Annotated in this window: 20 protein-coding genes; 8 read left to right on the forward strand and 12 right to left on the reverse strand. The window is 69.8% G+C overall.

Going from position 1 to position 22,890, the window contains the following annotated elements; translation table 11 throughout:
* Positions 1–140: 140 nt before the first annotated feature.
* From Q9R20_RS07270 to Q9R20_RS07290, 5 genes are all read left to right on the forward strand, one after another.
* Positions 141–1,415, forward strand: coding sequence for an ABC transporter substrate-binding protein (locus Q9R20_RS07270; protein ID WP_311248708.1), 1,275 nt, complete (start codon positions 141–143; stop codon positions 1,413–1,415).
* A 74-nt stretch (positions 1,416–1,489) separates the two neighbouring features.
* A complete protein-coding gene (locus Q9R20_RS07275; RefSeq protein ID WP_311248709.1) occupies positions 1,490–2,596 on the forward strand; it encodes a sugar ABC transporter permease in 1,107 nt (368 codons plus the stop codon).
* Complete coding sequence (locus tag Q9R20_RS07280; protein ID WP_311248710.1) at positions 2,593–3,495, forward strand: carbohydrate ABC transporter permease; 903 nt, start codon at positions 2,593–2,595, stop codon at positions 3,493–3,495. The genes Q9R20_RS07275 and Q9R20_RS07280 overlap by 4 nt, the downstream gene beginning before the upstream one ends.
* Positions 3,496–3,524: 29 nt before the next feature.
* Complete coding sequence (locus tag Q9R20_RS07285; protein WP_311248711.1) at positions 3,525–4,979, forward strand: family 1 glycosylhydrolase; 1,455 nt, start codon at positions 3,525–3,527, stop codon at positions 4,977–4,979.
* Between the two features lie 32 nt (positions 4,980–5,011).
* Complete coding sequence (locus tag Q9R20_RS07290) at positions 5,012–6,025, forward strand: LacI family DNA-binding transcriptional regulator (RefSeq protein ID WP_311248712.1); 1,014 nt, start codon at positions 5,012–5,014, stop codon at positions 6,023–6,025.
* 61 nt (positions 6,026–6,086) lie between these two features.
* On the opposite strand, the gene nhaA is transcribed toward Q9R20_RS07290, so the two are convergent.
* The 10 genes from nhaA to Q9R20_RS07340 all read right to left on the reverse strand — a co-directional run bounded on the left by nhaA (position 6,087) and on the right by Q9R20_RS07340 (position 17,130).
* On the reverse strand, positions 6,087–7,418 hold the full coding sequence (gene nhaA / locus Q9R20_RS07295) for a Na+/H+ antiporter NhaA (RefSeq protein WP_311248713.1): 1,332 nt from the start codon (positions 7,416–7,418) through the stop codon (positions 6,087–6,089).
* Between the two features lie 116 nt (positions 7,419–7,534).
* Entirely contained in the window at positions 7,535–7,756 is a 222-nt protein-coding gene (locus tag Q9R20_RS07300; protein ID WP_311248714.1) for a hypothetical protein, read from the reverse strand.
* Positions 7,757–8,037: 281 nt separating this feature from the next.
* The gene (locus Q9R20_RS07305; RefSeq protein ID WP_311248715.1) at positions 8,038–9,006 is read right to left on the reverse strand and encodes a glycosyl hydrolase family 32; all 969 of its coding nucleotides are present in this window, start codon (positions 9,004–9,006) and stop codon (positions 8,038–8,040) included.
* 1 nt (position 9,007) lies between these two features.
* Positions 9,008–9,946: a PfkB family carbohydrate kinase gene (locus tag Q9R20_RS07310; protein WP_311248716.1), complete on the reverse strand. Its 939-nt coding sequence runs from the start codon at positions 9,944–9,946 to the stop codon at positions 9,008–9,010.
* Entirely contained in the window at positions 9,943–10,896 is a 954-nt protein-coding gene (locus Q9R20_RS07315; RefSeq protein ID WP_311248717.1) for a carbohydrate ABC transporter permease, read from the reverse strand. The genes Q9R20_RS07310 and Q9R20_RS07315 overlap by 4 nt, the downstream gene beginning before the upstream one ends.
* Position 10,897: 1 nt before the next feature.
* On the reverse strand, positions 10,898–11,839 hold the full coding sequence (locus Q9R20_RS07320) for a carbohydrate ABC transporter permease (protein ID WP_295839950.1): 942 nt from the start codon (positions 11,837–11,839) through the stop codon (positions 10,898–10,900).
* A 61-nt stretch (positions 11,840–11,900) separates the two neighbouring features.
* The gene (locus Q9R20_RS07325) at positions 11,901–13,193 is read right to left on the reverse strand and encodes an extracellular solute-binding protein (protein WP_311248718.1); all 1,293 of its coding nucleotides are present in this window, start codon (positions 13,191–13,193) and stop codon (positions 11,901–11,903) included.
* Between the two features lie 63 nt (positions 13,194–13,256).
* Positions 13,257–14,309 carry a LacI family DNA-binding transcriptional regulator gene (locus tag Q9R20_RS07330; protein ID WP_311248719.1) on the reverse strand — a complete coding sequence of 351 codons (1,053 nt, stop codon included), beginning with the start codon at positions 14,307–14,309 and terminating at the stop codon, positions 13,257–13,259.
* A 429-nt stretch (positions 14,310–14,738) separates the two neighbouring features.
* Positions 14,739–16,076 (reverse strand): solute carrier family 23 protein, encoded by a 1,338-nt coding sequence (locus Q9R20_RS07335; RefSeq protein ID WP_311248720.1) that lies wholly within the window; start codon positions 16,074–16,076, stop codon positions 14,739–14,741.
* Positions 16,077–16,197: 121 nt separating this feature from the next.
* Positions 16,198–17,130: a phosphoribosylaminoimidazolesuccinocarboxamide synthase gene (locus tag Q9R20_RS07340; RefSeq protein ID WP_311248721.1), complete on the reverse strand. Its 933-nt coding sequence runs from the start codon at positions 17,128–17,130 to the stop codon at positions 16,198–16,200.
* Positions 17,131–17,240: 110 nt separating this feature from the next.
* Here Q9R20_RS07340 and Q9R20_RS07345 point away from each other — a divergent pair, with 110 nt between their 5' ends.
* From Q9R20_RS07345 to Q9R20_RS07355, 3 genes are all read left to right on the forward strand, one after another.
* A complete protein-coding gene (locus tag Q9R20_RS07345; protein ID WP_311248722.1) occupies positions 17,241–18,977 on the forward strand; it encodes a BCCT family transporter in 1,737 nt (578 codons plus the stop codon).
* 158 nt (positions 18,978–19,135) lie between these two features.
* On the forward strand, positions 19,136–19,759 hold the full coding sequence (locus Q9R20_RS07350) for a helix-turn-helix transcriptional regulator (protein ID WP_311248723.1): 624 nt from the start codon (positions 19,136–19,138) through the stop codon (positions 19,757–19,759).
* Positions 19,756–21,315: an MFS transporter gene (locus Q9R20_RS07355; protein ID WP_311248724.1), complete on the forward strand. Its 1,560-nt coding sequence runs from the start codon at positions 19,756–19,758 to the stop codon at positions 21,313–21,315. Before Q9R20_RS07350 ends, Q9R20_RS07355 begins: the two co-directional genes overlap by 4 nt.
* Before the next feature lie 371 nt (positions 21,316–21,686).
* Here Q9R20_RS07355 and Q9R20_RS07360 read toward each other — a convergent pair whose 3' ends face one another.
* Both Q9R20_RS07360 and Q9R20_RS07365 read right to left on the reverse strand, forming a co-directional pair.
* Positions 21,687–22,199, reverse strand: coding sequence for a GNAT family N-acetyltransferase (locus Q9R20_RS07360; protein ID WP_311248725.1), 513 nt, complete (start codon positions 22,197–22,199; stop codon positions 21,687–21,689).
* On the reverse strand, positions 22,196–22,786 hold the full coding sequence (locus Q9R20_RS07365) for a class I SAM-dependent methyltransferase (RefSeq protein WP_311248726.1): 591 nt from the start codon (positions 22,784–22,786) through the stop codon (positions 22,196–22,198). The genes Q9R20_RS07360 and Q9R20_RS07365 overlap by 4 nt, the downstream gene beginning before the upstream one ends.
* Positions 22,787–22,890: the final 104 nt, after the last annotated feature.

A 22,890-nucleotide genomic window follows, 5' to 3' on the forward strand; every position in this document is an offset into this window, starting at 1 on the left:
CGCGATGAATGTGGGAGTGCTCTCTTGACGTCGTGGGAGCGATCCCATACTGTCGTCCCGATTGGTTTGGGAGCGCTCTCACGCAACGCAGCCCACGCGTTCCGTCACGCCGATCCGCACCCACCACAAAGGAGTGATTCGTGAAAACCCGTGCCCTGCGCCGGACGGCCCTCGTCGCCGCCGTCGCCTCCACCTCTGCTCTCGTGCTCGCCGGATGCTCCGGCGGCGGGGGTTCCGCCTCGGGCGGCGACGGCGAGGTCACCCTCACCATCGCCACCTTCAACGACTTCGGGTACACCGACGCGCTCCTGCAGGAGTACATGGACGCGCACCCGAACGTGAAGATCGTGCACAACAAGGCCGCGACCAGCAACGAGGCCCGCGAGAACTACTTCCAGAAGCTCGGCAAGACGGGTCTGGCCGACATCGAGGCGATCGAGGTCGACTGGCTCCCCGAGGTCATGGAGTACGCCGACCTGCTGGCGCCCGTCCCCGACGACCTCAAGAGCCGCTGGCTCGACTACAAGGTCGAGGCCGCCACCAGCCCTGAGGGCCAGCTCGTCGGCTACGGCACCGACATCGGCCCCGAGGGCGTCTGCTACCGCTCCGATCTCTTCGCCGCGGCGGGTCTGCCGACCGACCGCGCCGAGGTCGCCAAGATGCTCGAGGGCGACTGGTCGAAATACTTCTCGGTCGGCGACCAGTACGTCGCCGCGACCGGCAAGGCGTTCTTCGACTCCGCCGGGGGCACGTACCAGGGCGCGATCAACCAGGTCGAGGCCGCGTACGAGAACCCCGACGACGGCGAGATCATCGCCACCGACAACCCCGACGTGAAGAAGATCTACGACCAGGTCCTGAAGGCCAGCGCCACGCAGTCGGCGCACCTCGGCCAGTGGTCCGACGACTGGTTCGCCGGCCTGTCGAACGGCGCGTTCGCGACCATGCTCTGCCCGGGCTGGATGCTCGGCGTCATCGAGGGCAACGCGCCCGAGGTCACCGGCTGGGACATCGCCAACGTCTTCCCCGGCGGCGCGGGCAACTGGGGCGGTTCGTACCTGACCGTGCCCGGCAACGGCAAGAACGTCGAGGCCGCCCAGGAGCTCGCCGACTGGCTGACCGACCCCGAGACGCAGGTCAAGGCGTTCGAGAACGCCGGAACCTTCCCGAGCCAGACCGACGCCCTCAGCGCCGCGGCCCTGACCGGCAGCACCAACGCGTACTTCAACGACGCCCCCGTCGGCGAGATGCTCTCCGAGCGCGCGCAGGCCGTGAAGGTCTCGCCGTACAAGGGCACCTTCTACTTCCAGATCAACGACGCCATGCAGAAGGCCCTGACGCGCGTCGAAGACGGAACCCAGGATGCCGCGACCTCCTGGCAGCAGTGGGCGACCGAGGTCGACGCCCTGTCCTGACCCTCGCGAGCGGATGCCGGGGCCTGAGCGCCGGGCCCCGGCATCCGTCCCGCTCGTCTCGAGGAGGAGACACCGTGACAAGCACACTCGAGCGGCCCGCGCGGGCCGCGGCGTCGGCGCCGGCGGGGGAGCGCACGCCCCGCCGCCTCGGCTTCGGCCGGCGCCGCAGCGCGTGGGACCTGAAGCTCTCGCCCTACCTCTACATCTCGCCGTTCTTCATCCTGTTCGCGATCACGGGCCTCTTCCCCATCGCCTACACCGCCGTGATCTCGTTCATGGACTGGGACCTGGTCCGAGGCTCCGGCGAGTTCATCGGCTTCGACCAGTACGCGTGGGTGCTCTCGCAGCCCAAGTTCTGGATCGCCCTGCGCAACACCTTCAGCATCTTCCTGCTCTCGAGCGTTCCGCAGCTCATCCTCGCGATCTTCATCGCCGCGATGCTCGACCAGAACATCCGCGCCAAGACCTTCTGGCGCATGAGTGTGCTGGTGCCCTACGTGATGGCGCCCGTCGCCGTCGCCCTCATCTTCAGCAACATGTTCGGCGACCAGTACGGCGTCGTGAACACCACCCTGCAGAACCTGGGTCTCCCGGCCGTGCCGTGGCACTCCGACGCCTTCGCCAGCCACATCGCGATCGCGACCATGGTCAACTTCCGCTGGACCGGGTACAATACGCTCATCCTGCTCGCGGCGATGCAGGCCATTCCGCGCGAGTACTACGAGGCCGCCACCGTCGACGGCGCCGGCAAGATCCGTCAGTTCTTCTCGATCACCCTGCCGAGCCTCAAGCCCACCCTCGTCTTCGTCATCATCACCGCCACCATCGGCGGCCTGCAGATCTTCGACGAGCCGCGCATGTACGACCAGTACGGCACGGGCGGCGCCGACAACCAGTGGCTGACCGTGACCCTCTGGCTCTACAACGTCGGCTGGGGCGAGTGGAACTTCGGCCGGGCCGCGGCTCTCGCGTGGATCCTGTTCCTGCTCATCCTCGCCATCGGCGCGATCAACCTGTTCATCACCCGCTCGCTCGTCCGCGACGAGGGCGGCCGCGGCGACGCGCGCTCCCGCCGCGAGATCCGCGCGCAGGCCCGAGCGGCGAAGGCGCAGGTGCGCCGGGATGCCACGGCCTCGCCGATCCGGTCGACGACACCTCGTTCGAAGGAAGGCCGTTCATGACCGCCGTCAGCCCCGCCCCGGTCCCCGTCCGCGACCCCGAGCTCTCCGCTGCCCCGCGTCGGGGTCGCGTCATCCGCGGCTCCCGCCCCGGGTGGATCGTCTACGCCGCGCTCGGCGCGGTGCTGCTGGCGAGCGTGTTCCCCTTCTACTGGTCGCTGCTGATCGGTTCGGGCGACTCCTCGACGATCCGCGACGCCAACCGGTCGTGGATCCCCGGGGGCAACTTTTTCGCCAACGCCGCGTCCGTGATCGGCGACCCCGCGGTCAACTTCTGGCCGGCGCTGCTGAACTCGATCGTCAGCTCCGGCTTGATCGCGGCATCCGTCGTCTTCTTCTCGACCCTCGCGGGGTGGGCGTTCGCGAAGCTGAAGTTCCGCGGCGGCCCGTGGCTCCTCGTCTTCGTCGTGGCGACGATGGCCGTGCCGACGCAGCTGGGCGTCGTGCCGCTGTACATCCTGTTCAGCGAGCTCGGCTGGACGGGTCAGCTCGGGGCCATCATCATCCCCGCGCTCACGAGTGCCTTCGGTGTCTTCTGGATGACGCAGTACCTGCGGCAGTCGGTCCCCGACGAGCTGATCGAGGCCGCGCGCGTGGATGGGGCGAGCTCGTTCCGCACGTTCCTCACCGTCGGCGTTCCGGCCGCGCGACCCGCAGCCGCGATGCTCGGCCTGTTCACCTTCGTGAGCGCGTGGAACAACTTCTTCTGGCCGTTCATCGTGCTCGACCGCCAGAACCCGACGCTGCCGGTGGCGCTGTCGCTGCTGCAGTCCAACTACTTCGTCGACTACTCGATCGTCCTCGCGGGCGTGCTGCTGTCGACGATCCCGCTGCTGCTGCTGTTCGTCTTCGCGGGCAAGCAGCTGGTCAGTGGCATCATGCAAGGGGCGGTCAAGGGATGACCCTCGCGCCCACGGAAGGAACCCGATCCATGTCCCAGTCCCGTTCGTTCCCCGAACGCTTCCTCTTCGGCGCCGCCACCGCGGCCTTCCAGATCGAGGGAGCGGCCTTCGAAGACGGTCGCACCGCCTCGATCTGGGACGCGTTCTGCCGCGTGCCCGACGCCGTGATCAACGGCGACAACGGCGACGTCGCGTGCGACCACTACCACCGCTACGCCGACGACGTGCAGCTCATGAAGAGCCTGGGCCTGCAGACCTACCGCTTCTCGACGTCGTGGTCGCGCGTGCGCCCCGACGGCGGCGCGCTCAACCCGAAGGGCGTCGACTTCTACAAGCGCCTCGTCGACGAGCTGCTCGACGCCGGCATCCTGCCGTGGCTCACGCTGTACCACTGGGACCTCCCACAGGCGCTGCAGGACAAGGGTGGGTGGACCGTGCGCGAGACGAGCGAGCGCTTCACCGAGTACGCGCTCGACATGCACGACGCCCTCGGCGACCGCGTCGACGTGTGGACCACGCTCAACGAGCCGTGGTGCTCCTCGTTCCTCAGCTACACCGCCGGCATCCACGCACCCGGGCACTACTCGCAGGCCGAGGGCATGCTCGCGGCGCACCACCTGCTGCTGGGGCACGGGCAGACCGTGCGCGAGCTGCGCGCCCGCGACTCCGCGCTCAACCTCGGTCTCACGCTCAACCTGACGGTCGCGGATGCCGTCGACCCGGCCGTCCCCGCCGACCTCGACGCGGCGCGTCGCGTCGACGGGCAGTTCAACCGCTGGTTCCTCGACCCGGTGTTCCGCGGAAAGTACCCGGCCGACATCATCAAGGACTTCCGCGACACCGACGCCGAAGCCGTGGCCCGCTGGCAGGAGGCCGTGCAGCCGGGCGACCTCGAGATCATCTCGACGCCGATCGACTCGCTCGGGGTGAACTACTACCACGGCGAGTTCGTCGGCGGAACGCCGCCCGAGATCGAGCCGCCCGCGGGCGACGCCCCCACGGTCCGTCCCGTCGGCAAGCCCTTCCCCGCCCACGAGAACCTGTACTGGCACGACCGCGGCCTGAAGCGCACGAACATGCACTGGGAGGTGCAGCCCGAGGGGCTGACGCGCCTGCTCGAGCGCGTCAGCGAGGAGTACTCGGCGGAGGCGGGCGTGGCGCTCTACGTCACCGAGAACGGCGCCTCGTACGACGACGAGCTGACCACCGAGGGCGGCGAGACGCGGGTGCACGACGTCGAGCGCGTGGAGTTCGTCGAGGCGCACCTGGGCGCGGTCCTGGATGCCGTGGACAAGGGCGTCGACGTACGCGGCTACTTCTACTGGTCGCTGATGGACAACTTCGAGTGGGCCTGGGGTTACGAGAAACGGTTCGGCATCGTGTACGTCGATTACCAGACCCAGGAGCGCATCGTGAAGGACTCCGGCCGGCAGTACGCTTCCATCATCGCCGAGCGCGCTCTGGCCACCGCACCCGCGGTCTAGGCCCGCGCGCGGGGCCCGGAGGAGGCAGAGCGTTGGAACTCGCACCGCTGCGGGGGACCGCCACGATCGAAGAGGTCGCGGCGCGGGCCGGCGTCTCGCGATCCACGGTGTCCCGCGTCGTCAACGGCTCGACGTCCGTCTCCCCCGCCGCGCTCGAGGCCGTGCGCCGCGCGATCGACGAACTGCAATACGTTCCCAATCGCGCGGCGCGCTCCCTCGCCAGCCGGCAGACGCGGGCGATCGCCCTCGTCATCCCGGAGCAGACCGACCGCTTCTTCGGCGACCCGTTCTTCGCCTCGATCGTCGCGGGCATCGGCGAGGTCGTCGGGGAGTCCGACTACATCATGAACATGCTCATCGCGAGCGATGACGCCAGCGCCAAGGCGCTCGGCTACCTGCGCGGCGGAAGCGTCGACGGGGCGATCGTGGCATCCCACCACACCAGCGACACCTTCCTCGACCGGGTGGCCGACGTCGTACCCGTCGTCTACGGCGGTCGTCCCGCACGCATCCGCGCCGAGGACTACTACGTCGACGTCGACAACGTGGCCGGGGGCCGCGCCGCGACCGAGCACCTGCTCGACCGCGGCCATCGGCGTATCGCGACCGTCTCGGGGCCGTCCGACATGCCCGCCGGCATCGACCGCCTGCAGGGTTTCCGCGACGCGATGGGCGCCGCGGGGCTCGAGCCGGTCGCCGTCGAGAACGGCGACTTCACCGAGATGGGCGGGGCGCTGGCGATGAACCGCATCCTGTCAGGTGGGGTCGAGCTCGACGCGGTGTTCGTCGCGAGCGACCTCATGGCGCGCGGGGCCTACGCCGCCCTGCGGGAGAAGGGCGTCGAACCCGGCCGCGACGTCGCCGTGATCGGCTTCGACGACTCGTCGGTCTCGACCGCCCTCACCCCCGCGCTGACCACCGTGCGCCAGCCCTCCCTCGCGCAGGGGCGGCACATGGCATCCGTCCTCCTCGACATCCTCGCCGGTCGCCCGGCCCCGCACGCGACGATCCTGCCGACCGAGATCGTGGAGCGGGCGTCGGCCTGAGCCGTGACCGGCCCGTCCTCACACGGGTGCACAGCCTCTCTCCGTGACGGCCGGCGGTGGCTCAGCGCACCTCGGGCCGCGGCTGCTGGTACACGTCGGGGACGTCGTCGCCGTCGGCATCCACCTCTTCGGCGAGAGCGAGCTGCTTGTAGCGCCGGTTGCGCACCAGCAGCACACCCGAGGCGAGCACGGATGCCAGGAGCGACGCGGCCATGATCGCGATCTTCGCGTCGTCGGTGTGAGGTGAGCCCTCGGGGAAGCTGAGCTCGGCGATCAGCAGCGACACGGTGAACCCGATGCCGGCGAGCAGACCCACCCCGGCCAGGTCGATCCACTTCAGCGCGGGGTCGAGCCGCACCTTCGTCACGAGCGTGAGCAGGCGCACTCCGAGCAGGATGCCGAGGGGCTTGCCGAGAACGAGACCGGCGACGACGCCGATCGTCACCGGATCGGCCAGAGCGCGCACGATGCCCTCGCCACCGCCGACGGACACCCCCGCGGCGAAGAACGCGAACACGGGCACCGCGATCCCCGCCGACAGGGGCCGGTAGCGGTGCTCGAACTGCTCGGCGAGATCCATGCCGCGGTGCACCGGCTGCCGTCGCGACGGAGCCACGGGGATGGTGAACGCCAGCGCGACGCCGGCGATCGTGGCGTGCACGCCCGACGCGTGCAGGAACGCCCACGCCGCGAAGCCGATCGGCAGCAGCACGACCCACGCGGCCCAGCCGTTGCGGGCGAACCACGCACGACCGCGGTGCGCGATCACGCCGTAGACCACCACGATCACGGCGAAGACGCCGAGGGGCAGCAGCGAGATGTCGCTGGTGTAGAAGATCGCGATGATCGCGATCGCGATGAGGTCGTCGACCACGGCGAGGGTCAGCAGGAAGATGCGCAGAGGCCCGGGAAGGTGGGAGCCTACGATGGCGAGCACGGCGACCGCGAACGCGATGTCGGTGGCGGTGGGGATCGCCCACCCGGCCAACAGGCTCGGCTGCGTGTGCACGATGGCCACGTAGATGAGCGCGGGCATCGCGACGCCGGCGAAGGCGGCGGTGACGGGCACGATCGCGGTGTTCAGGCGCCGCAGGCTCCCCGAGACGATCTCGCGCTTGAGTTCGAGACCGACCATGAAGAAGAAGACGGCGAGCAGGCCATCGGCCGCCCACGCCCCGACACTGAGGTCGAGGTGCCACGGCTCGTAGCCGAAGCGGAAGTCGCGCAGCGCGAAGTACGTGTCGGAGGCGGGCGAGTTCGCCCAGATGATCGCGGCGATCGCGGCCACGACCAGCAGCATCCCGCCGACGGACTCGCGGCGCAGAAGCGTCGTGACGCGGTGGACCTCGGCGTAGCCGGGCCAGTTCGGTGCGCGGACGGTGTCGTGGCTCATGAAGCTCCTCAGGGGTCGATCGACAGAATGTCGACCAGACTTCCCGACGCACCGGCATCCATTCTATGAGGCGGGCACCGCCCCGACCGCCGCCGGGGCGGCCGGGGCGGGATGTGCTAGTCCTCTTCGGGGTTGAAGTGCGACGCCGTGTCGGAGTGACCCGCGGCCACGCCGTCGGGGTCGTTCGGGATGGTGCCGTCGCTGCCGAGCCCGCCCGGCTTGGCCTCACCGTCGGAGTCGGTGGACGGGCCCTCGGTCGGCGAGACCTCGACGTCGGCGCCTTCGTAGGAGTTCTCGTCGGCGGCGGCCTGCGAGGGGTCGGTGGTTCCGGATGCCATGAGCGTGCCTCTCGTCGTCGGTGGCGGAGCGCCGGTCGGTGCCCGCCGGGTGCTCGACGTTACCCAGCGGCCGGGGCGCGGCATCCCCTCTTGCGGGGTGGTGCGGGGTGTGCTGGCGGGAGCCCCGCACGCGCCGGGCTCCGGGGATCTGTGCGCCGAGGCGCCCCGTACGGCGGCGTCGACGGTCGCAGCGCCGTTTTCTCCGGAACCCGGCACCGAGCCACGCGGGGAAACGCCGAACGCGCACGCCCCGCGGGGACGTGCGCGCTCGAGCGGGCGGCTCAGACCGACAGAGCCGGCTGCTTGACGACGAGGCGGTCGCCGTCCCAGCCCACCGGCATCGGGTCGGTGATGCCGCCCACGAAGCCGCCGTCGGGACCGACGTTGCGGAACGCCAGCAGCTGCCAGACGCCCTCGCGGTCCTTCACCAGGCGACCGACGTAGAGGTCGTCGTCGGTGATCGGCTGTGCCTGGGCGATGTCGAACGGACCGAGCACGCTATCGGCGGCGACCGCCCACACCGCACCGCGCGGGTGGCGTGCGCGCACGGCATCCATCGCCTGGGCGGGCATGCACGAGAACAGCAGCACGGCCCGGCCGTCGACCTCCTCGACCTGCGTCACCTCGAGCTGACCGAAGCCCTCGTCGGTGGGGGCGCTGACCGGCGCCTGCAGGGTCCATGACTCGAGGTCGCTCGAGGTCGCGTGCGCGACGACGCCGCGGCCGTTGAGCGGTCCGTGCGTCGCGCGGGCCGTGACGTACATGTGCCAGCCGTCGCCCGCGGAGTCGGCGAACACCCACGGGTCACGGAAGGCCTCGTCGTGCCAGTCGGTGGTGGCCAGACGCTCGTACGTCTCGCCGTCGGCCTCGAGCACCGGGTTGGCCGGGCTCTTGTGCCACGTGTACAGGTCGGTCGACGTCGCGAATCCGACGCGCTGCACGTTGCGGCCGTCGTCGGCGAGACGCGAGCCCGTATAGAAGAGGAACCAGGTGCCGTCCTCTCGACGCACGGTCGAGCCGGTCCAGGTGGCCAGGGCGTCGAAGTCGTCGGCCCCGCCGCGCACGAGGGCGTCGGCGACGCGCTTCCAGTTCTTCAGGTCGGTCGACACGGCGTGACCGATCGAGGCGCGGTAGTGGCGGTCCTCCGGGTCGTGCAGCGCGCGCGAGGCGTACAGGAAGAACAGGTGGTGGGTGTCGCCGTCATCGGCGAACCAGAAATCCCACACGTAGGAATCGGCGAGGTCGAACACGTCAGGCACTCTCTTTCGGTGCAGCGGGCTGCTGCAGGTCTTCTCGGGTCGGGGGGTCCATGCCCTCGCGGCCGACCGTGACGGCGGCGGCGCGCGCGGCGCGGTGCAGCAGGGGCGGGAGGGTCTCGGCATCCAGTCCGCACACGGCGGCGCGCAACGCCGCGGTGTCTCCGGGCAGATCCAGGATGCCGTCGAGCAGCGCGCCCATGAAGGTGTCGCCGGCGCCGACGGTGTCGACGACCTGCGTCGCGACCGCGGGGATCCGCACGGTGCCGTGGGCGGTCACCGCGAGAGAGCCCTCGCCGCCGTCGGTGATGACGGCGAGACCGGCGCCGAGCGCGACCCATTCGCGGGCCACGTCGGCCGGCGCGACGCCCGGGTAGAGCCACTCGGCGTCCTCGGCGCTCGCCTTGACGACGTCGCTGAGCGCGACGAGCGCCTCGACGCGGGCGCGGGCATCCTCGACACCGCCGGTGAGGGCGGGCCGGATGTTCGGGTCGTAGCTGACCAGCGCCGTCTCGCGAGCCCGCTCGGCGGCGGCGCGCACCTCGTCGGCGCCGGGGGCGAGGGTTGCGGCGACGGACCCGGTGTGGAACACCCGCGCCGACGGCACCTCGACGGGCGAGGGCAGCACCCAGTCGATGTCGAAGTCATAGGTGGCGTTGCCGACCTGGTCGATGACCGCGCGTGCGGTGGCGGTGCGCTCCGGCGAACCCGCCGAGTGCAGGGCGACCCCGGATGCCGAGAGCCACGCGTTCAGCGCACGCCCGCGGTCGTCGTCGGCGACGCGCGCCACGAGGGCGGCGCTGCGACCCAGCCGGCCGAGGGCGACCGTGACGTTGGCGGGGCTCCCGCCGGGGCGCTCGGCCGCCCCGGCGGAAGTGGTGACGATGTCGATGAGTGCTTCACCGAGCACGACGACATCGAGTGCGGCGCTCATCCCTTGACCCCCGAGGCGGCGATGCTGCTGACGAACGCGCGCTGGAAGACCAGGAACACGATCAGCACGGGCAGGGTGATGAGCGAGGTGTAGGCCATGACCTCACCCCACGCGGTGTTGAGTTGGAAGAAGTACTGCATGCCGACCATGACGGGTCTCAACTCCTCTTTCTGCACGACCATGAGGGGCCAAAGGTACTGGTTCCACGCGGGCAGGAACGTGAGGATCGCGACCGTCGCGAAGGCCGGACCCGACAGGGGCACGATGATGCGGCGGTAGATGGTGAACCAGCTCGCCCCGTCGATGCGGGCCGCCTCATCGAGGGACTGCGGGATCGTGGAGAAGTACTGCGCGAAGAGGAAGATCGAGAAGGCGTTCGCGATGAACGGCACGATCTGCACCTGGTAGGTGTTCAGCCAGCCGAAGTCGTACTTCAGCACGCCGCCCTCCATCACAAGGGTGGGCAGCTGGTTGACCCAGTAGACCATCGGTACCGCGATCGTCTCGAACGGCACGATGAGCGTCGCGATGACCAGCGCCATCACCACGACCCGGCCCTTCCAGCGCAACCGCGAGAGGGCGAAGCCGGCGAGGGAGTTCACGATGAGCCCGAGCCCGACGGTGAGGACCGTCACCAGGATCGAGTTGAACAGGAACTGCCCGACGGGCACGCGGTCGAAGACGCCGAAGTAGTTGTCGAGGCTGATGTCGCCGGTCGGCAGGAACGCCGCGGGGGAGTTGATGTCCCGCAGGATCTGCGCGTCGGGCTTGAGGCTCGACACGAACATGAACACGAGCGGGAACAGGAAGAACAGCGCGAGGATCGACATCGACACGTAGGTGAGGATGCGACCGTTGCGGCCCTCGGACGAGCGGGTGCGCCGCCCGGTGGGCGACGAGGGGCGGGCCGTGCGCGCGGTGCGCGCGGGCCGCTCGAGGATGCCGGTCATGTCAGTTCTTCTCCCGGGTCAGCCAGCGCTGGATGAGGGCGACGATGAGGACGGCGACGAAGAACAGGAGCGAGATCGCGGCGGCGTAGCCGATCTCCTGCTGCTCGTAGCCCTTGCGCACCGCGTGGAACACGACGGTCGACGTCGAGTTGAGGGGGCCGCCCTGGGTCATCACGTCGACCTGCACGAACAGACCGAGAGCGGCGATGGTGATGGTGACGAGGACGAACACCATGGTGGGGCGCAGGCCCGGCCAGGTGACGTTAGTGAACTGGCGCCACCGGCTCGCGCCGTCCATCCGCGCCGCCTCGTACAGCTCCTCGGGGATGGTCTGCAGCCCCGCGAGCCAGATGATCATGTGGAAGCCCACGGCCTGCCAGATCGACAGCACGATGATCGCGCCGAGCGCGGTGCTGGGGTCGTTGAGCCAGTCGGCGCCCTTGAGGGCACCGAAGGTGAGGGTGTCGATCATCGAGTTGATGAGGCCGTCGCTCTGGTACATGAAGCGCCAGAGGATCGACACCACGACGATCGACGTCACCACGGGGATGAAGAACACGACGCGGAAGAACGTCGTCCCGCGCAGACGCTGGTTGACGAGCACCGCGAGGAAGAGGCCGAGACCGGCCTGCACCGGGACGACGACCAGGGCGAAGAGGAAGGTGTTCAGCGCCGACTGCAGGAAGACGGGGTCGGCGGTGAAGGCCCGCAGGAAGTTGTCGAGACCGACGAAGCGCGGCGGGTTGGGGGAGATCAGCCGGGCGTTGGTGAACGACAGCGTGAAGGCCAGCAGTACCGGGACGATCAGGAACAGCACGAGCAGGACGGCGGCGGGGGCCATCATGGCCAGGCCCGCCCACGTCTCGCGACCGCGGGAGGTGCGGAAGCGGCGGAGGGAACGTCGCGGCTGCTTCGCCGCGGCGACCGGAGGTGACACGGTCATCAGGTTCTTCTTTCGCGGGGTGCGGTGGGGGCCCGGACGGGCCCCCACCGCGGACGCGGCGTTACTTCGCGCCGTAGCCGTCGTTGGACTCGATGTTGGTGTCGATCTCGGTGACCGCGGCATCCAGAGCCGACTGCACGTCGGCGCCGTTCATGATGTCCTTGGCCGCCGTCTCGAACGTGGTCGAGATCACCGCATACGCGGGGGTCTCGGGACGCAGCACCGCGTACTCCTTCGAGAACTCCGCGAACGGACGCAGCGCGCCGTCGGTGGAGTTGAAGTACTTCGACGCTTCCGTCGCCGCCTCCGTGGCGGGGATCACGAGCTGCTCGTCGGCGAACCGGGTGATGTATTTGTCGTCGAAGCTGAACTCGAGGTATTCGCGAGCGCCCTCGGCGTCGTTGCACGACGAGGAGATTCCCCACTGCCACGAACCGCCGCCGATCTTGGGACCGTTGCCGAGGTCCGGCGGCGGGAGGATCAGCAGGTCGTCGCCCACGGCATCCACCGCGGCGAGACCGTTCCAGACGCCCGTGTAGCTGAGAGCGACCTTGCCGTCGACGAACTCCTGGTTGCCCACGGTGCCGCCGCTATTGGCGTAGCCCTTCTTGAACAGGTCCTGGAACCAGGTGCCCCACTTCACGGCATCCGGTCCGTTGAGGGCGCCGTCGGCCGACAGCATGGTGTCGCGATCGATGAGGTCGCCCCCGAAGCTCTGCAGGAACGGCGAGTAGGCGTAGGGCCACCACTCGCCCTTGTCCTCGGCGCCGATGTCGATCGGGGTGTCGTAGCCGGCGGCCTTGAGCGTGGCCAGGGCCGCGTCGAACTCGGTCTCGGTCCACGGCTGCGCCGTCGTGGGGATGCGGATGCCGTTGGCCTCGAGGACCGACTTGCGCGCGAAGATGCCGAGGGCGGCATCCCAGTATCCGGCGGAGTAGATCTCACCGTTGTACGTTCCGACCGCGGTGGGAAGGAGCTTGTCGGTGATGTCGCTGGAGATGCCGAGCGGCTGCAGGTAGTTCGCCCACGCCCAGTTCGGCATGATCGGCCCGTCGAGGTCGAGCAGGCACGGCAGGTCGTTCGAGGCGGCGGCCGCGACGATCGCGTCGTTGTAGGCGCCCTGCGGGAACGACTCGGTCTTGACCTCGTATTTGTCCTGCGACGCGTTGAAGTCGCTGATGATCTGCTCGTAGACGGCGAGCTCGGCGGGGTTGCCCGCGGAGTGCGTCCACATGGTCAGCACGGTGCGACCGTCTTCGGTCGTCGTGCTGCCCTGGCCTGCCTGACCGCAGCCGGTCAGCACCAGCGCGGCAGCGACGCCCGTCGCGGCGAGCGGGATGAAGGACTTCTTCATCGGATTCCTTTCGGTGTGAGGCGACATCGCTGTCGTCATCGTGAGGGGGCCGCCGGGGCGGCGTCAGTCCGTGACCCGGGGGTCCCGCGCGCTGCCGAGGTGCGCGGGTGGGCCGACGGAAGCCCGACGAACGATCGGGCAGTCCATGAGGTGGGGGGATGCGGTGTCCGCCTCGCGGAGGCCGAGGGCGACCTCCATGGCCCAGCGGCCCATGGCCGCGTGGGGGAGCGAGACGGTGGTCAGCGGCGGATCGAGCTCCGCCGCCACCAGCTGCTGGTCGTCGTAGCCGACGATCGACAGGTCTTCGGGGATCCGGATGCCGTGCCGGTGCGCCCACATGACGACACCGGCGGCGATCCGGTCGTTGAAAGCGAAGACGCCGGTGGGGCGCTGCGCCTCGGGGAGGGCCCACAGCTCGCCGATCGCGCCCTGCCCGCCCGCGGCCGAGGTCTCGGCGAAGACGTGGAGGGCGGCATCCGGTTCGATGCCGGCCTCGGTCAGCACGTCGCGGTACCCCTGCAGACGGAGCTGGGCCGCCACGGGGCGGTCGTCGTCGCCGTCGTCGATGTAGGCGATGCGACGGTGACCGGCGTCGACGAGCTCCTGCGCGGCGGCGCGGCCCCCGGCGTAGTCGTCGGGGACGACCGCGGGGAAACCGCCGTCTTCGGGGCGGCAGTCGAGGAACACGGTGCCGGCGGGAAGACCCGCGGGGGCGGGGAGCACCCGGTGGTACATCGAGGCGTAGACCATGCCGTCGACGTTGTGGTTCACGAGCGTCGAGATCGCGTCGGACTCGATCTCGGGGTGGCCGTCGGTGTCGACGAGGATCACCAGGCGACCGTTCTCGCGAGCGACCTCCTGGGCTCCGGCGAGCATGCGTCCCGCGAAGGGCGTGGTGGCGATGCGGTCGGAGACGAGACCGATCGTGCCGGTGACGCGGGTGCGCAGGCTCCGGGCGATCGGGTTGGGCGAGTAGCCGACCTCGTCGGCGACGCGACGGACCCGCTCCTTCGTTTCGTCGGAGATGCGCGACTCGGCGTCGTTGAGCACGAGGGAGACGGTCGCGGGCGAGACGCCGGCGGCTTTGGCCACATCTGCGATGCGCACTCGAGCCATGTCTCACCCTCCATTGGATAATCGATTTACCTTGCTGATAAACCGATTTATCAGCGACCGAGATCAGTGTGGGGTCTACGGTGGCGCGCTGTCAAGTAACGGTCCGGCAACGGTGGTCGCGCGGCATCCCGGTCTCCGGCATCCACCCGACGCCGAAAGCACACGTTCGGTTCGAGCGCACACGTCCCGCGGGCGCCCGAACGTGTGGTCTCGGGCCGATCGTGTGATCTCGGCGCGGAAAGCGCGATCGCGACGCGGGCCAGCGCGGCGCCGCCGGGAGGGCGGCGTCCGGGGCGCTCGAGGTCACACGAACGGTTCGAGCGCACACGTTCCGCAGGTCTCAAAACGTGTGCGCTCGAGCCGAACGTGTGATCTCGCGGGCAGCAAGCGCGCCGGGCGGGCGCGACCGGATGCCGAGCCGGCGGCGGATCAGCTCGGGTCGCCGCCGAGCGGACCCACCGCGGGGATGGGACCGCCGTCGTCGGCGCCGGTCCTGCGCGCGCGGGCGATCGCGTTGCCGAGGTGGTAGATCACCAGGGCGGCGATCGAGCCGAGCACGATCGCACCGAGCTGGAACTGCCCGATGTCCATCGTGAAGCCGGCGATCGCCAGCACCAGGGCGACCGCCCCGGTGTACTGGTTGACCGGGCGCGAGAAGTCGACGCGGTTGTCGACCCAGATCTTGATGCCGATGATGCCGATGAGGCCGTACAGCGCGGTGGTGACACCGCCGAGCACCCCGGGCGGGATGGTGTTGAACACCGCGCCGACCTTGGGGGAGAGGCTCAGCACGATCGCGGTGAGACCCGCGATCCAGTACACCGCGGTCGAGTAGACGCGGGTGGCAGCCATCACGCCGATGTTCTCGCCGTACGTCGTGGTGCCCGATCCGCCGAAGGATCCGGCGAGGGTCGTGGCGAGACCGTCGGCGATCAGGGCGCGCCCGGTGGAGCGGTTGGCGGTGGCATCCGTCATCGCCGCCACCCCGCGTACGTGCCCGACGTTCTCGGCGACCAGCACCAGCACCACCGGAAGGAACATCGCGATGACCGACCAGGTGCCCGGGGAGGCGAAGTCGGGGAACTGGAAGACCGGCAGCCCGACCCACGGCGCCTGCTCGACGGCCGAGAAGTCGATGAGCGCCTCGCCCGTCGTCAGCTGGATGAGCACCGTCGCGACATAGCCCACGATCACGCCGAGGAAGATCGAGATCCGGCCGAGGAATCCGCGGAAGAGCACGCTGAAGAGGATGACCGCGACGAGCGTGATCGTCCCGGGCAGCGGCTGCAGCTCGAAGTTCTGCCACGCCACGGGCGCGAGGTTGAAGCCGATGAGCGCCACGATCGCGCCCGCCACGACCGGCGGCATGACCTTGTCGACCCATCCGAGGCCGACGAACTGCACCACGAAGCCGATCGCGGCCAGCAGCACACCCACCGCCACGATGCCCGCGAGCGCCGATCCGGTGCCCGAGATCGTGGTCGCCGCGGTGATCGGGGCGATGAACGCGAACGACGAGCCGAGATAGCTGGGGAGGCGGTTGCGCGTGATCAGCAGGAAGAGCAGGGTGCCCACGCCCGAGAACAGCAGCGTCGTCGACACGGGGAATTGGGTCAGCACCGGCACGAGGAAGGTCGCGCCGAACATCGCGATGACGTGCTGCAGGCCGATCGCGACGGTCGCGCCCCAGTTCAGACGCTCGCCCGGCGCGACGACCGCGCCCGGAGCAACGGTGCGCCCGTTGCCGTGCAGCTTCCAGCGGAACATTGAGTCTCCTTGGTGGTGGATGGATGCCGAGATCACACGTTCCGTTCGAGATCACACGCATTTCCGGTGTCGGGACGTGTGACCTCGACCCGATCGTGTGACCTCGCGAACGACGCGCGAGTCAGGATGCCGTCAGCAGGCGCAGCAGCGTCGCGTAGCGGTCGCGCGTGCGCTCGACGATCTCGGGCGGGAGGGCGGGCGGCTCGCCCTGCTTGTCCCAGTTCTCCGCCAGCCAATTGCGCACGATCTGCTTGTCGAAGCTCGCCATGCGTTCGGCGGGGGTGCTCCCGGTGCGCCAGGCCTCGGCATCCCAGTAGCGCGACGAATCCGAGGTGAGCACCTCGTCGGCCAGCGTCAGCACGCCGGCATCGTCGAAACCGAACTCGAACTTCGTGTCGGCCAGGATCAGGCCGCGTGCCTCGGCGGTCGTCGAGGCGCGACGGTAGATCTCGAGGGAGAGGTCGCGCAGGGCGGTGGCGGTCTCGGCCCCGACGATCTCGACCGAGCGCTCGAAGGTGATGTTCTCGTCGTGCTCACCCATCGGCGCCTTGAACGCCGGGGTGTACAGCGGCTCCGGGAGGCGATCGCCGTCCTCGAGCCCCTCGGGAAGGGGGATGCCGCAGACCGTGCCCTCCGCCCGGTACTCCGCCCAGCCCGATCCGGTGAGGTAGCCGCGCACCACGCACTCGATCGGCTGCATGTCGAGCGAGCGCACGAGCATGGCGCGTCCCTGGACGGCATCCGGGATCGACGCCACCGCGTCGTCGCCCGAGAGCTCGTGGTCGGGCAGCAGATGGTTGGGGATCGCACGCCCGCCGTCGGCTCCGGCGAGCTGGTCGAACCACCACAGGCTGAGCGTCGTCAGCAGCACGCCTTTGTCGGGGATGCCGGGGGACAGGACGTGGTCGAAGGCGCTCACGCGGTCGCTGGCGACCACGAGCAGGCGGGCAGGTGCGGCGTCGTCGGCGGTGTCGGCGGGTACGAAGAGGTCGCGGACTTTGCCGGAGTAGACGTGGCGCCAGCCGGGGAGATCGACGGGGGGAGCGGAGGTCACCCGCTCATTATTGCGGGTGCGCGCGCGACGCACCCGTGCGGATTGTTCCACACCGGCGCGCACGGCGCCCGCCCCCGGGGCGGCGGGAGGCACCTGGCTAGCCTAGAAGGATGACCGATGCAGCCTCCGACAACGCGGTATCCGTCGACCCCCACCTGGGGAGTGGCCACAAGACCATCCGCGGGTGGGTGTTCTGGCCGGCCGCGGGTATCGCTCTGGCGTTCATCGCGTTCGCGCTGTTCTTCCCCGCGGCCGCGGAGGCCACCTTCACCAGCGTCCAGACGGCGATCGTCTCGACCTTCAACTGGTACTACGTGCTGATCGCGGCGTTCTTCGTGGTGTTCGCCCTGGCGATGGGATTCAGCCGGTTCGGCAACATCAAGCTGGGCCGGGACGACGACGAGCCCGAGTTCTCGACGGTCTCGTGGTTCTCGCTGCTGTTCGCCGCCGGCATGGGCATCGGACTGGTGTTCTACGGGGTGAGCGAACCGCTCAGCCACTTCGTCTCGCCGCGACCGGGCGTCACCGGCACCCCGGCGGAGCTCGCGCAGCAGGCGATGTCGCAGACCTTCCTGCACTGGGGCGTGCACGCCTGGTCGATCTACGTCGTGCTCGGGCTGGCGCTCGCCTACGCCTTCCATCGTCGCAAGCGCCCCCGCACCATCCGCTGGGCTCTCGAGCCGATCCTCGGGGCGCGTCTCGTCCAGGGCGGTTGGGGCAACGCGATCGACGTCGCCGCACTCGTCGGCACGCTGTTCGGTGTCGCCACCTCGCTCGGTCTGGGCGTCATCCAGATCAGCGCCGGGCTCGACTTCCTGGGCGTGGTGCCTCCCACCATCGTCAGCCAGGCGATCATCATCGGCATCATCACCGGGCTCGTGCTCTTCTCGTTGCTCTCGGGCGTGGGCAAGGGCATGAAGTGGCTCTCGAACATCAACCTCGTCCTCGCCGGGCTTCTCATGCTGTTCCTGCTCTTCGCCGGCCCCACGGAGTTCCTGCTGCGCGATGTGGTCCAGTCGATCGGCAACTACATCCAGAGCTTCGTGGGGCTCTCGTTCACCGTCAGCGCCTACGCCGGCGATGACGGCGTCGCCTGGCAGGGTGCGTGGACGGCGTTCTATTGGGGCTGGTGGATCTCGTGGGCGCCCTTCGTGGGCATCTTCATCGCCCGCATCTCGCGCGGTCGCACCGTGCGCGAGTTCGTGGTCGGCGTGATCCTGGTGCCCACGCTCGTCGGCATCCTGTGGTTCACCGTGCTCGGTGGGAGTGCGATCTATGGAGAGCTGACCGGCACGGCCTCCTATACGGGGGCCGACGGATCGGTCGACGTCTCGACGGCGCTCTTCCAGATGCTCGAGGGCATTCCGGGTTCGGTGGTGCTCATCGTGGGCTTCCTGATCCTGATCGCGGTGTTCTTCGTGACCTCGGCCGATTCCGGTGCGCTCGTGATGAGCATGATCGCCACCGGCGGCGAAGAGGAGCCGAAGAACTGGGTGCGCGTCTTCTTCGCCCTCGCCACCGCCGTGATCGCGTTCGCGCTGCTCATCGCCGGAGGCTTGCAGGCGCTGCAGACCGCCGCGATCAGCATCGCGCTGCCGTTCAGCGTCGTGCTGCTCGCGATCTGCTGGGCGACGGTCGTGGCGTTCCGCCGCGAGCTGAAGGCCTACGACAAGGCGGAGCGCGCGCAGCTGCGCGACTCGATCGGCGAGCACTACGGGCTCGAGGTGGAGGAGCCGAATCAGCGCGGGATCTTCGGCATCCCGATTCGGTGGCGTCAGCCCCGCGGTTCCTCTCCCGCCCCCGCGGAGTCCGCACCCGAGCCCGAGAAGACGCCCCGCGACTCCTAGGCCCGCCCGCCCCGTCGAGTGTCCAGCACACGCCGCCCCATCCCACCGGGGCCCGGCGTGTCCTGGACACTCGACGTTTCTCCACGAGCGTTGGCGCTCAGCGACCATCGGGCGTATAGTCCATGTGGACTAGTCGACACGGACCATAAGGAGGACGGATGCCGGAGACCAGCCGCCTCACTCCCGTCGCCGTCATGATCCTGGCGACGCTCCGCGAGGGCGACATGCACACCTATGAGCTCGTGCGCCTGCTCAAAGAGCGTCGGGACGATCGGCTCGTGCCCCTGCAGAAGGGCACGATCTACCACACCGTCGCGCGCCTCGAGCGCGACGGGCTGCTCGCGGAGGTCGGCGTCGACCGCGACGGCAACCGCCCCGAGCGCACCACCTACACACTCCGGGATGCCGGCCACCGGGCCGTCGAGGAATGGGTGCGCGCGGAGCTGCCCCAGATCGACCGGTCGACCGACTTCCGTGTCGCGCTGTCCGAAGCGCACAACCTCGAACGCGACGAGGTCATCGACCTGCTCGACCGCCGCCGCGCACTGCTCGTCGCCTCCCTCGACGAACACCGCACCGGCCTCGACCGTGCGGCCGAGCGCGAGACCCCCGACCAATTCCTCATCGAGCTGCAGCGGCAGGCCGCTCTGCTCGACGCCGAAATCGCGTGGCAGGACTCCCTGCGTGCGCGCCTCGACGATCGCTCCCTCGCCTGGGGCATCGCCGAGATCCCCGATCACATCAAAAAGAAGCATCGCGTCTCGAAGGAGACCACACCATGACCGACTCCCGCGCCGCCTCCGCGGCATCCCGCTCGACGGGGTCCTTCAAGACCCCCGCCAAGAGTCCCTGGCCGGCCCTGTGGGCCCTGGTCATCGGGTTCTTCATGATCCTGGTCGACACCACGATCGTCTCGGTGGCGAACCCCGCGATCAAGGCCGCGCTCGACCCGAACACCAACAACCTCGACAACGTCGTGTGGGTCACCAGCGCCTACCTGCTGACCTACGCCGTTCCCCTGCTGATCACCGGCCGCCTCGGCGACCGCTTCGGCCCGAAGAACATCTACCTCACGGGTCTCGCGATCTTCACGATCGCGTCTCTCGCGTGCGGCCTCGCGCCCTCGCTCGAGGTGCTCATCGCGGCTCGCGCCGTGCAGGGCCTGGGCGCGGCGCTCATGACCCCGCAGACGATGGCCGTCATCACCCGCACCTTCCCGCCGCAGAACCGCGGCGCGGCCATGGGTCTGTGGGGAGCGACCGCCGGCGTCGCGACGCTCGTCGGCCCCCTCGCCGGTGGCCTGCTGGTCGACGGCTTCGGCTGGGAGTGGATCTTCTTCATCAACATCCCCGTCGGCATCATCGGCTTCATCGCCGCGGTCATCCTGGTGCCGCAGCTGCCCCGGACGGCGCACAGGTTCGACATCCTCGGCGTCGTCCTCAGCGCGGTCGGTCTGTTCCTGATCGTCTTCGGCCTGCAGGAGGGCGAGCACTACGCGTGGGCCGCGTGGATCTGGGCGATGGTGATCGCCGGCGTCGTGGTGATGGGCGTCTTCATCTGGACGCAGGGCCGCAGCACGGGCGAACCCCTCGTCCCGCTCGTCCTGTTCAAGGACCGCAACTTCTCGGTCGCCAACTTCGCGATCGCGGCGGTCGGCTTCACCGTGACGAGCATGGCGCTGCCGCAGATGTTCTACCTGCAGCTCGCCCGCGGCCTCACGCCCACCGAGTCGGCGCTGCTGCTCGTCCCTCTCGCGATCCTCTCGGGCGTCCTCGCCCCGTTCGCGGGCAAGCTGCTCGACCGCACGGACCCCCGCTTCCTGCTGGTCCCCGGTCTGCTGCTGGTGGGCGGTTCGCTCGGCATCTACGTCGCGCTCATCCTCAACGACGCGCCGATCTGGATGTTCCTCATCCCCTCGGCGCTGATGGGCGTCGGGAACGCGGGCATGTGGGGTCCTCTCGCCACCACCGCCACGCGCAACCTGCCGCCGCGTCAGGCGGGAGCGGGAGCGGGCATCTACAACACGACCCGCACCGTGGGCTCCGTGATCGGCTCGGCATCCATCGCCGCCTTCATGCAGGCGCGCCTCGAAGCCAACCTGCCCGGAGCGGCCGACGCGTCGGCGAGCTTCGGCGGTGGGGCGCTGCCGCCGCAGGTGGTCCCCGGCTTCTCGACGGCGATGGGCCAGTCGCTCATCCTGCCGATCATCGTGATCGGCCTCGGCCTCATCGCGGTGCTCTTCATGCGCCGACCCTCGATGATCCGCCCGCACGGCGCCCCGCGCGACGCGGCTCCGGCCCAGACGGCGCAGGCCGCCCCGGCCGCCGCGGGCGAGTAAGCCGCATCATCGAACGCCGTCGTCCCTTCCGAGGGGCGGCGGCGTTCGGCGTTCCCGCCTGTATGTGCCGGGTAGCGAAGGGAGGGGATTCGGGGGAGGGAGGGCGGATGCCGTGGCCTGGGCCCTCGGCTGCGGGTTTCTCCTCCGCTCCCCGGGGTTGCGCTGTCGGTGTTGCGGGCGGGCCGGGTAGGGCGGGGGAGGGGATTCGGGGAGGGGAGGGCGGATGCCGTGGCCTGGGCCCTCCGCTGCGGATTTCTCCTCCGCTGCCCGCCGCACACCCGGCCGGCGCGGATGGGGGAGGGGCGCCGGCCGGGCGGGGTTCCGCAGATCGGGAACATCGATGAGACGCACCGGGCGGCGATTTCGTCACGTCACCGTCCCGGATTCCCCTCGTGAGCGGCCCTCCGCCGCACCCACCGACGCTCCGTCAGCCCGGTACCGGCGTCGAGCAGAGCCATGCTCTCCGGCCGGAAGCCGCGCCGTTCGTAGAACCGCCGCGCTCCCCCGTTGACGTCGAAGACGAGCAGGTGCGCGTCCTCGTCGCCGATCGCGGCGTGCAGCAAGCGCGCCCCCAAACCGGTCCCCTGCACGTCTCGTTCCAGGTACAGGGTGCAGAGCTCGAGCGGCGGGAGCCCCGCGTGAGGCCGGTCGTCGATCGCCGTGCTGGCCACGCCCACGACGACGCCGTCGGCCCGTGCGACCGTGACGACGCGGGAACCGGACCGGATCCGCTCGGCCCACCGGCCCACGCGATCCGCGACGGGGACATCGAGCAGCGCGTCGTCGACGATCCCCCGGTACGTCTGCTGCCAGGCGAGCGTCTGGAAAGCCGCCACGGCGGGGGCGTCCTCCGCGCGGGCCCGCTCGATCACGATGCCCGTCATCGGCGACGCACGCACATCAACGCCCCGACCGGACGCTCGCCGCGGGTCTCGCGCGTGTGCGTCTCGACGACGTCGAAGCCGGCGGCATCCACTTCTCGCGCGAGCTCCGCGACGGGCCAGCGGTAGGCGCGCACCACCGCGTGGTCGAAGGCCTCCATCCCGGGGCCGACGAAGAACCCGAGCAGGAGCGAGCCGCCCGGTCGCAGGACCCGCGCGAATTCGCGCAGCGGCCCGCCGATCTTGTCGGGCGCGTGATGGATGGTCGAGAACCACGACAGGATGCCGCCGACCTCCCCGTCCGCCACCTCGAGGTCGTCGATGGTGCCGGCGTCGAAACGGATGCCGGGATGCGCCGCCCGCGCGTGCGCGACGAATCGCGGCGCGAGGTCGACACCGCGCACGTCGACGCCGAGGTCGACGAGATGCGCCGTCCAGTGGCCCGGACCGCAGCCGGCGTCGAGCACCGGTCCGCTGACGCCGGCGGCCCACGTCTCGACGATGCGCCGGTCCACCGGGTGCACGGCATCCATCGTCCCGAGCGCCGCGATGTACTCATCGGCGCGGGCGTCGTAAGCGGCGGGGGTCATCGGTCGAGGCTACGGGGTGATCCTCGTGCGCGACGGGAGGAGGTCCCGCGAGGGGAGGACGGATGCCGCGGGCTCGGTCCTCCGCAGCCGGAATCTCCTCCGCT

It is taken from the genome of Microbacterium sp. PRF11 (assembly GCF_031844085.1).
GTDB lineage: Bacteria > Actinomycetota > Actinomycetes > Actinomycetales > Microbacteriaceae > Microbacterium.

Bases quoted from the DNA above. Each gene is read 5' to 3' on its own strand.
- Q9R20_RS07325 (WP_311248718.1), bottom strand. From the start codon at position 13,193: ATGAAGAAGTCCTTCATCCCGCTCGCCGCGACGGGCGTCGCTGCCGCG.
- Q9R20_RS07330 (WP_311248719.1), bottom strand. From the start codon at position 14,309: ATGGCTCGAGTGCGCATCGCAGATGTGGCCAAAGCCGCCGGCGTCTCG.
- Q9R20_RS07280 (WP_311248710.1), top strand. From the start codon at position 2,593: ATGACCGCCGTCAGCCCCGCCCCGGTCCCCGTCCGCGACCCCGAGCTC.
- Q9R20_RS07315 (WP_311248717.1), bottom strand. From the start codon at position 10,896: ATGACCGGCATCCTCGAGCGGCCCGCGCGCACCGCGCGCACGGCCCGC.
- Q9R20_RS07320 (WP_295839950.1), bottom strand. From the start codon at position 11,839: ATGACCGTGTCACCTCCGGTCGCCGCGGCGAAGCAGCCGCGACGTTCC.
- Q9R20_RS07310 (WP_311248716.1), bottom strand. From the start codon at position 9,946: ATGAGCGCCGCACTCGATGTCGTCGTGCTCGGTGAAGCACTCATCGAC.
- Q9R20_RS07365 (WP_311248726.1), bottom strand. From the start codon at position 22,786: ATGACCCCCGCCGCTTACGACGCCCGCGCCGATGAGTACATCGCGGCG.
- Q9R20_RS07355 (WP_311248724.1), top strand. From the start codon at position 19,756: ATGACCGACTCCCGCGCCGCCTCCGCGGCATCCCGCTCGACGGGGTCC.
- Q9R20_RS07335 (WP_311248720.1), bottom strand. From the start codon at position 16,076: ATGTTCCGCTGGAAGCTGCACGGCAACGGGCGCACCGTTGCTCCGGGC.
- nhaA (WP_311248713.1), bottom strand. From the start codon at position 7,418: ATGAGCCACGACACCGTCCGCGCACCGAACTGGCCCGGCTACGCCGAG.
- Q9R20_RS07345 (WP_311248722.1), top strand. From the start codon at position 17,241: ATGACCGATGCAGCCTCCGACAACGCGGTATCCGTCGACCCCCACCTG.
- Q9R20_RS07300 (WP_311248714.1), bottom strand. From the start codon at position 7,756: ATGGCATCCGGAACCACCGACCCCTCGCAGGCCGCCGCCGACGAGAAC.
- Q9R20_RS07360 (WP_311248725.1), bottom strand. From the start codon at position 22,199: ATGACGGGCATCGTGATCGAGCGGGCCCGCGCGGAGGACGCCCCCGCC.
- Q9R20_RS07285 (WP_311248711.1), top strand. From the start codon at position 3,525: ATGTCCCAGTCCCGTTCGTTCCCCGAACGCTTCCTCTTCGGCGCCGCC.
- Q9R20_RS07350 (WP_311248723.1), top strand. From the start codon at position 19,136: ATGCCGGAGACCAGCCGCCTCACTCCCGTCGCCGTCATGATCCTGGCG.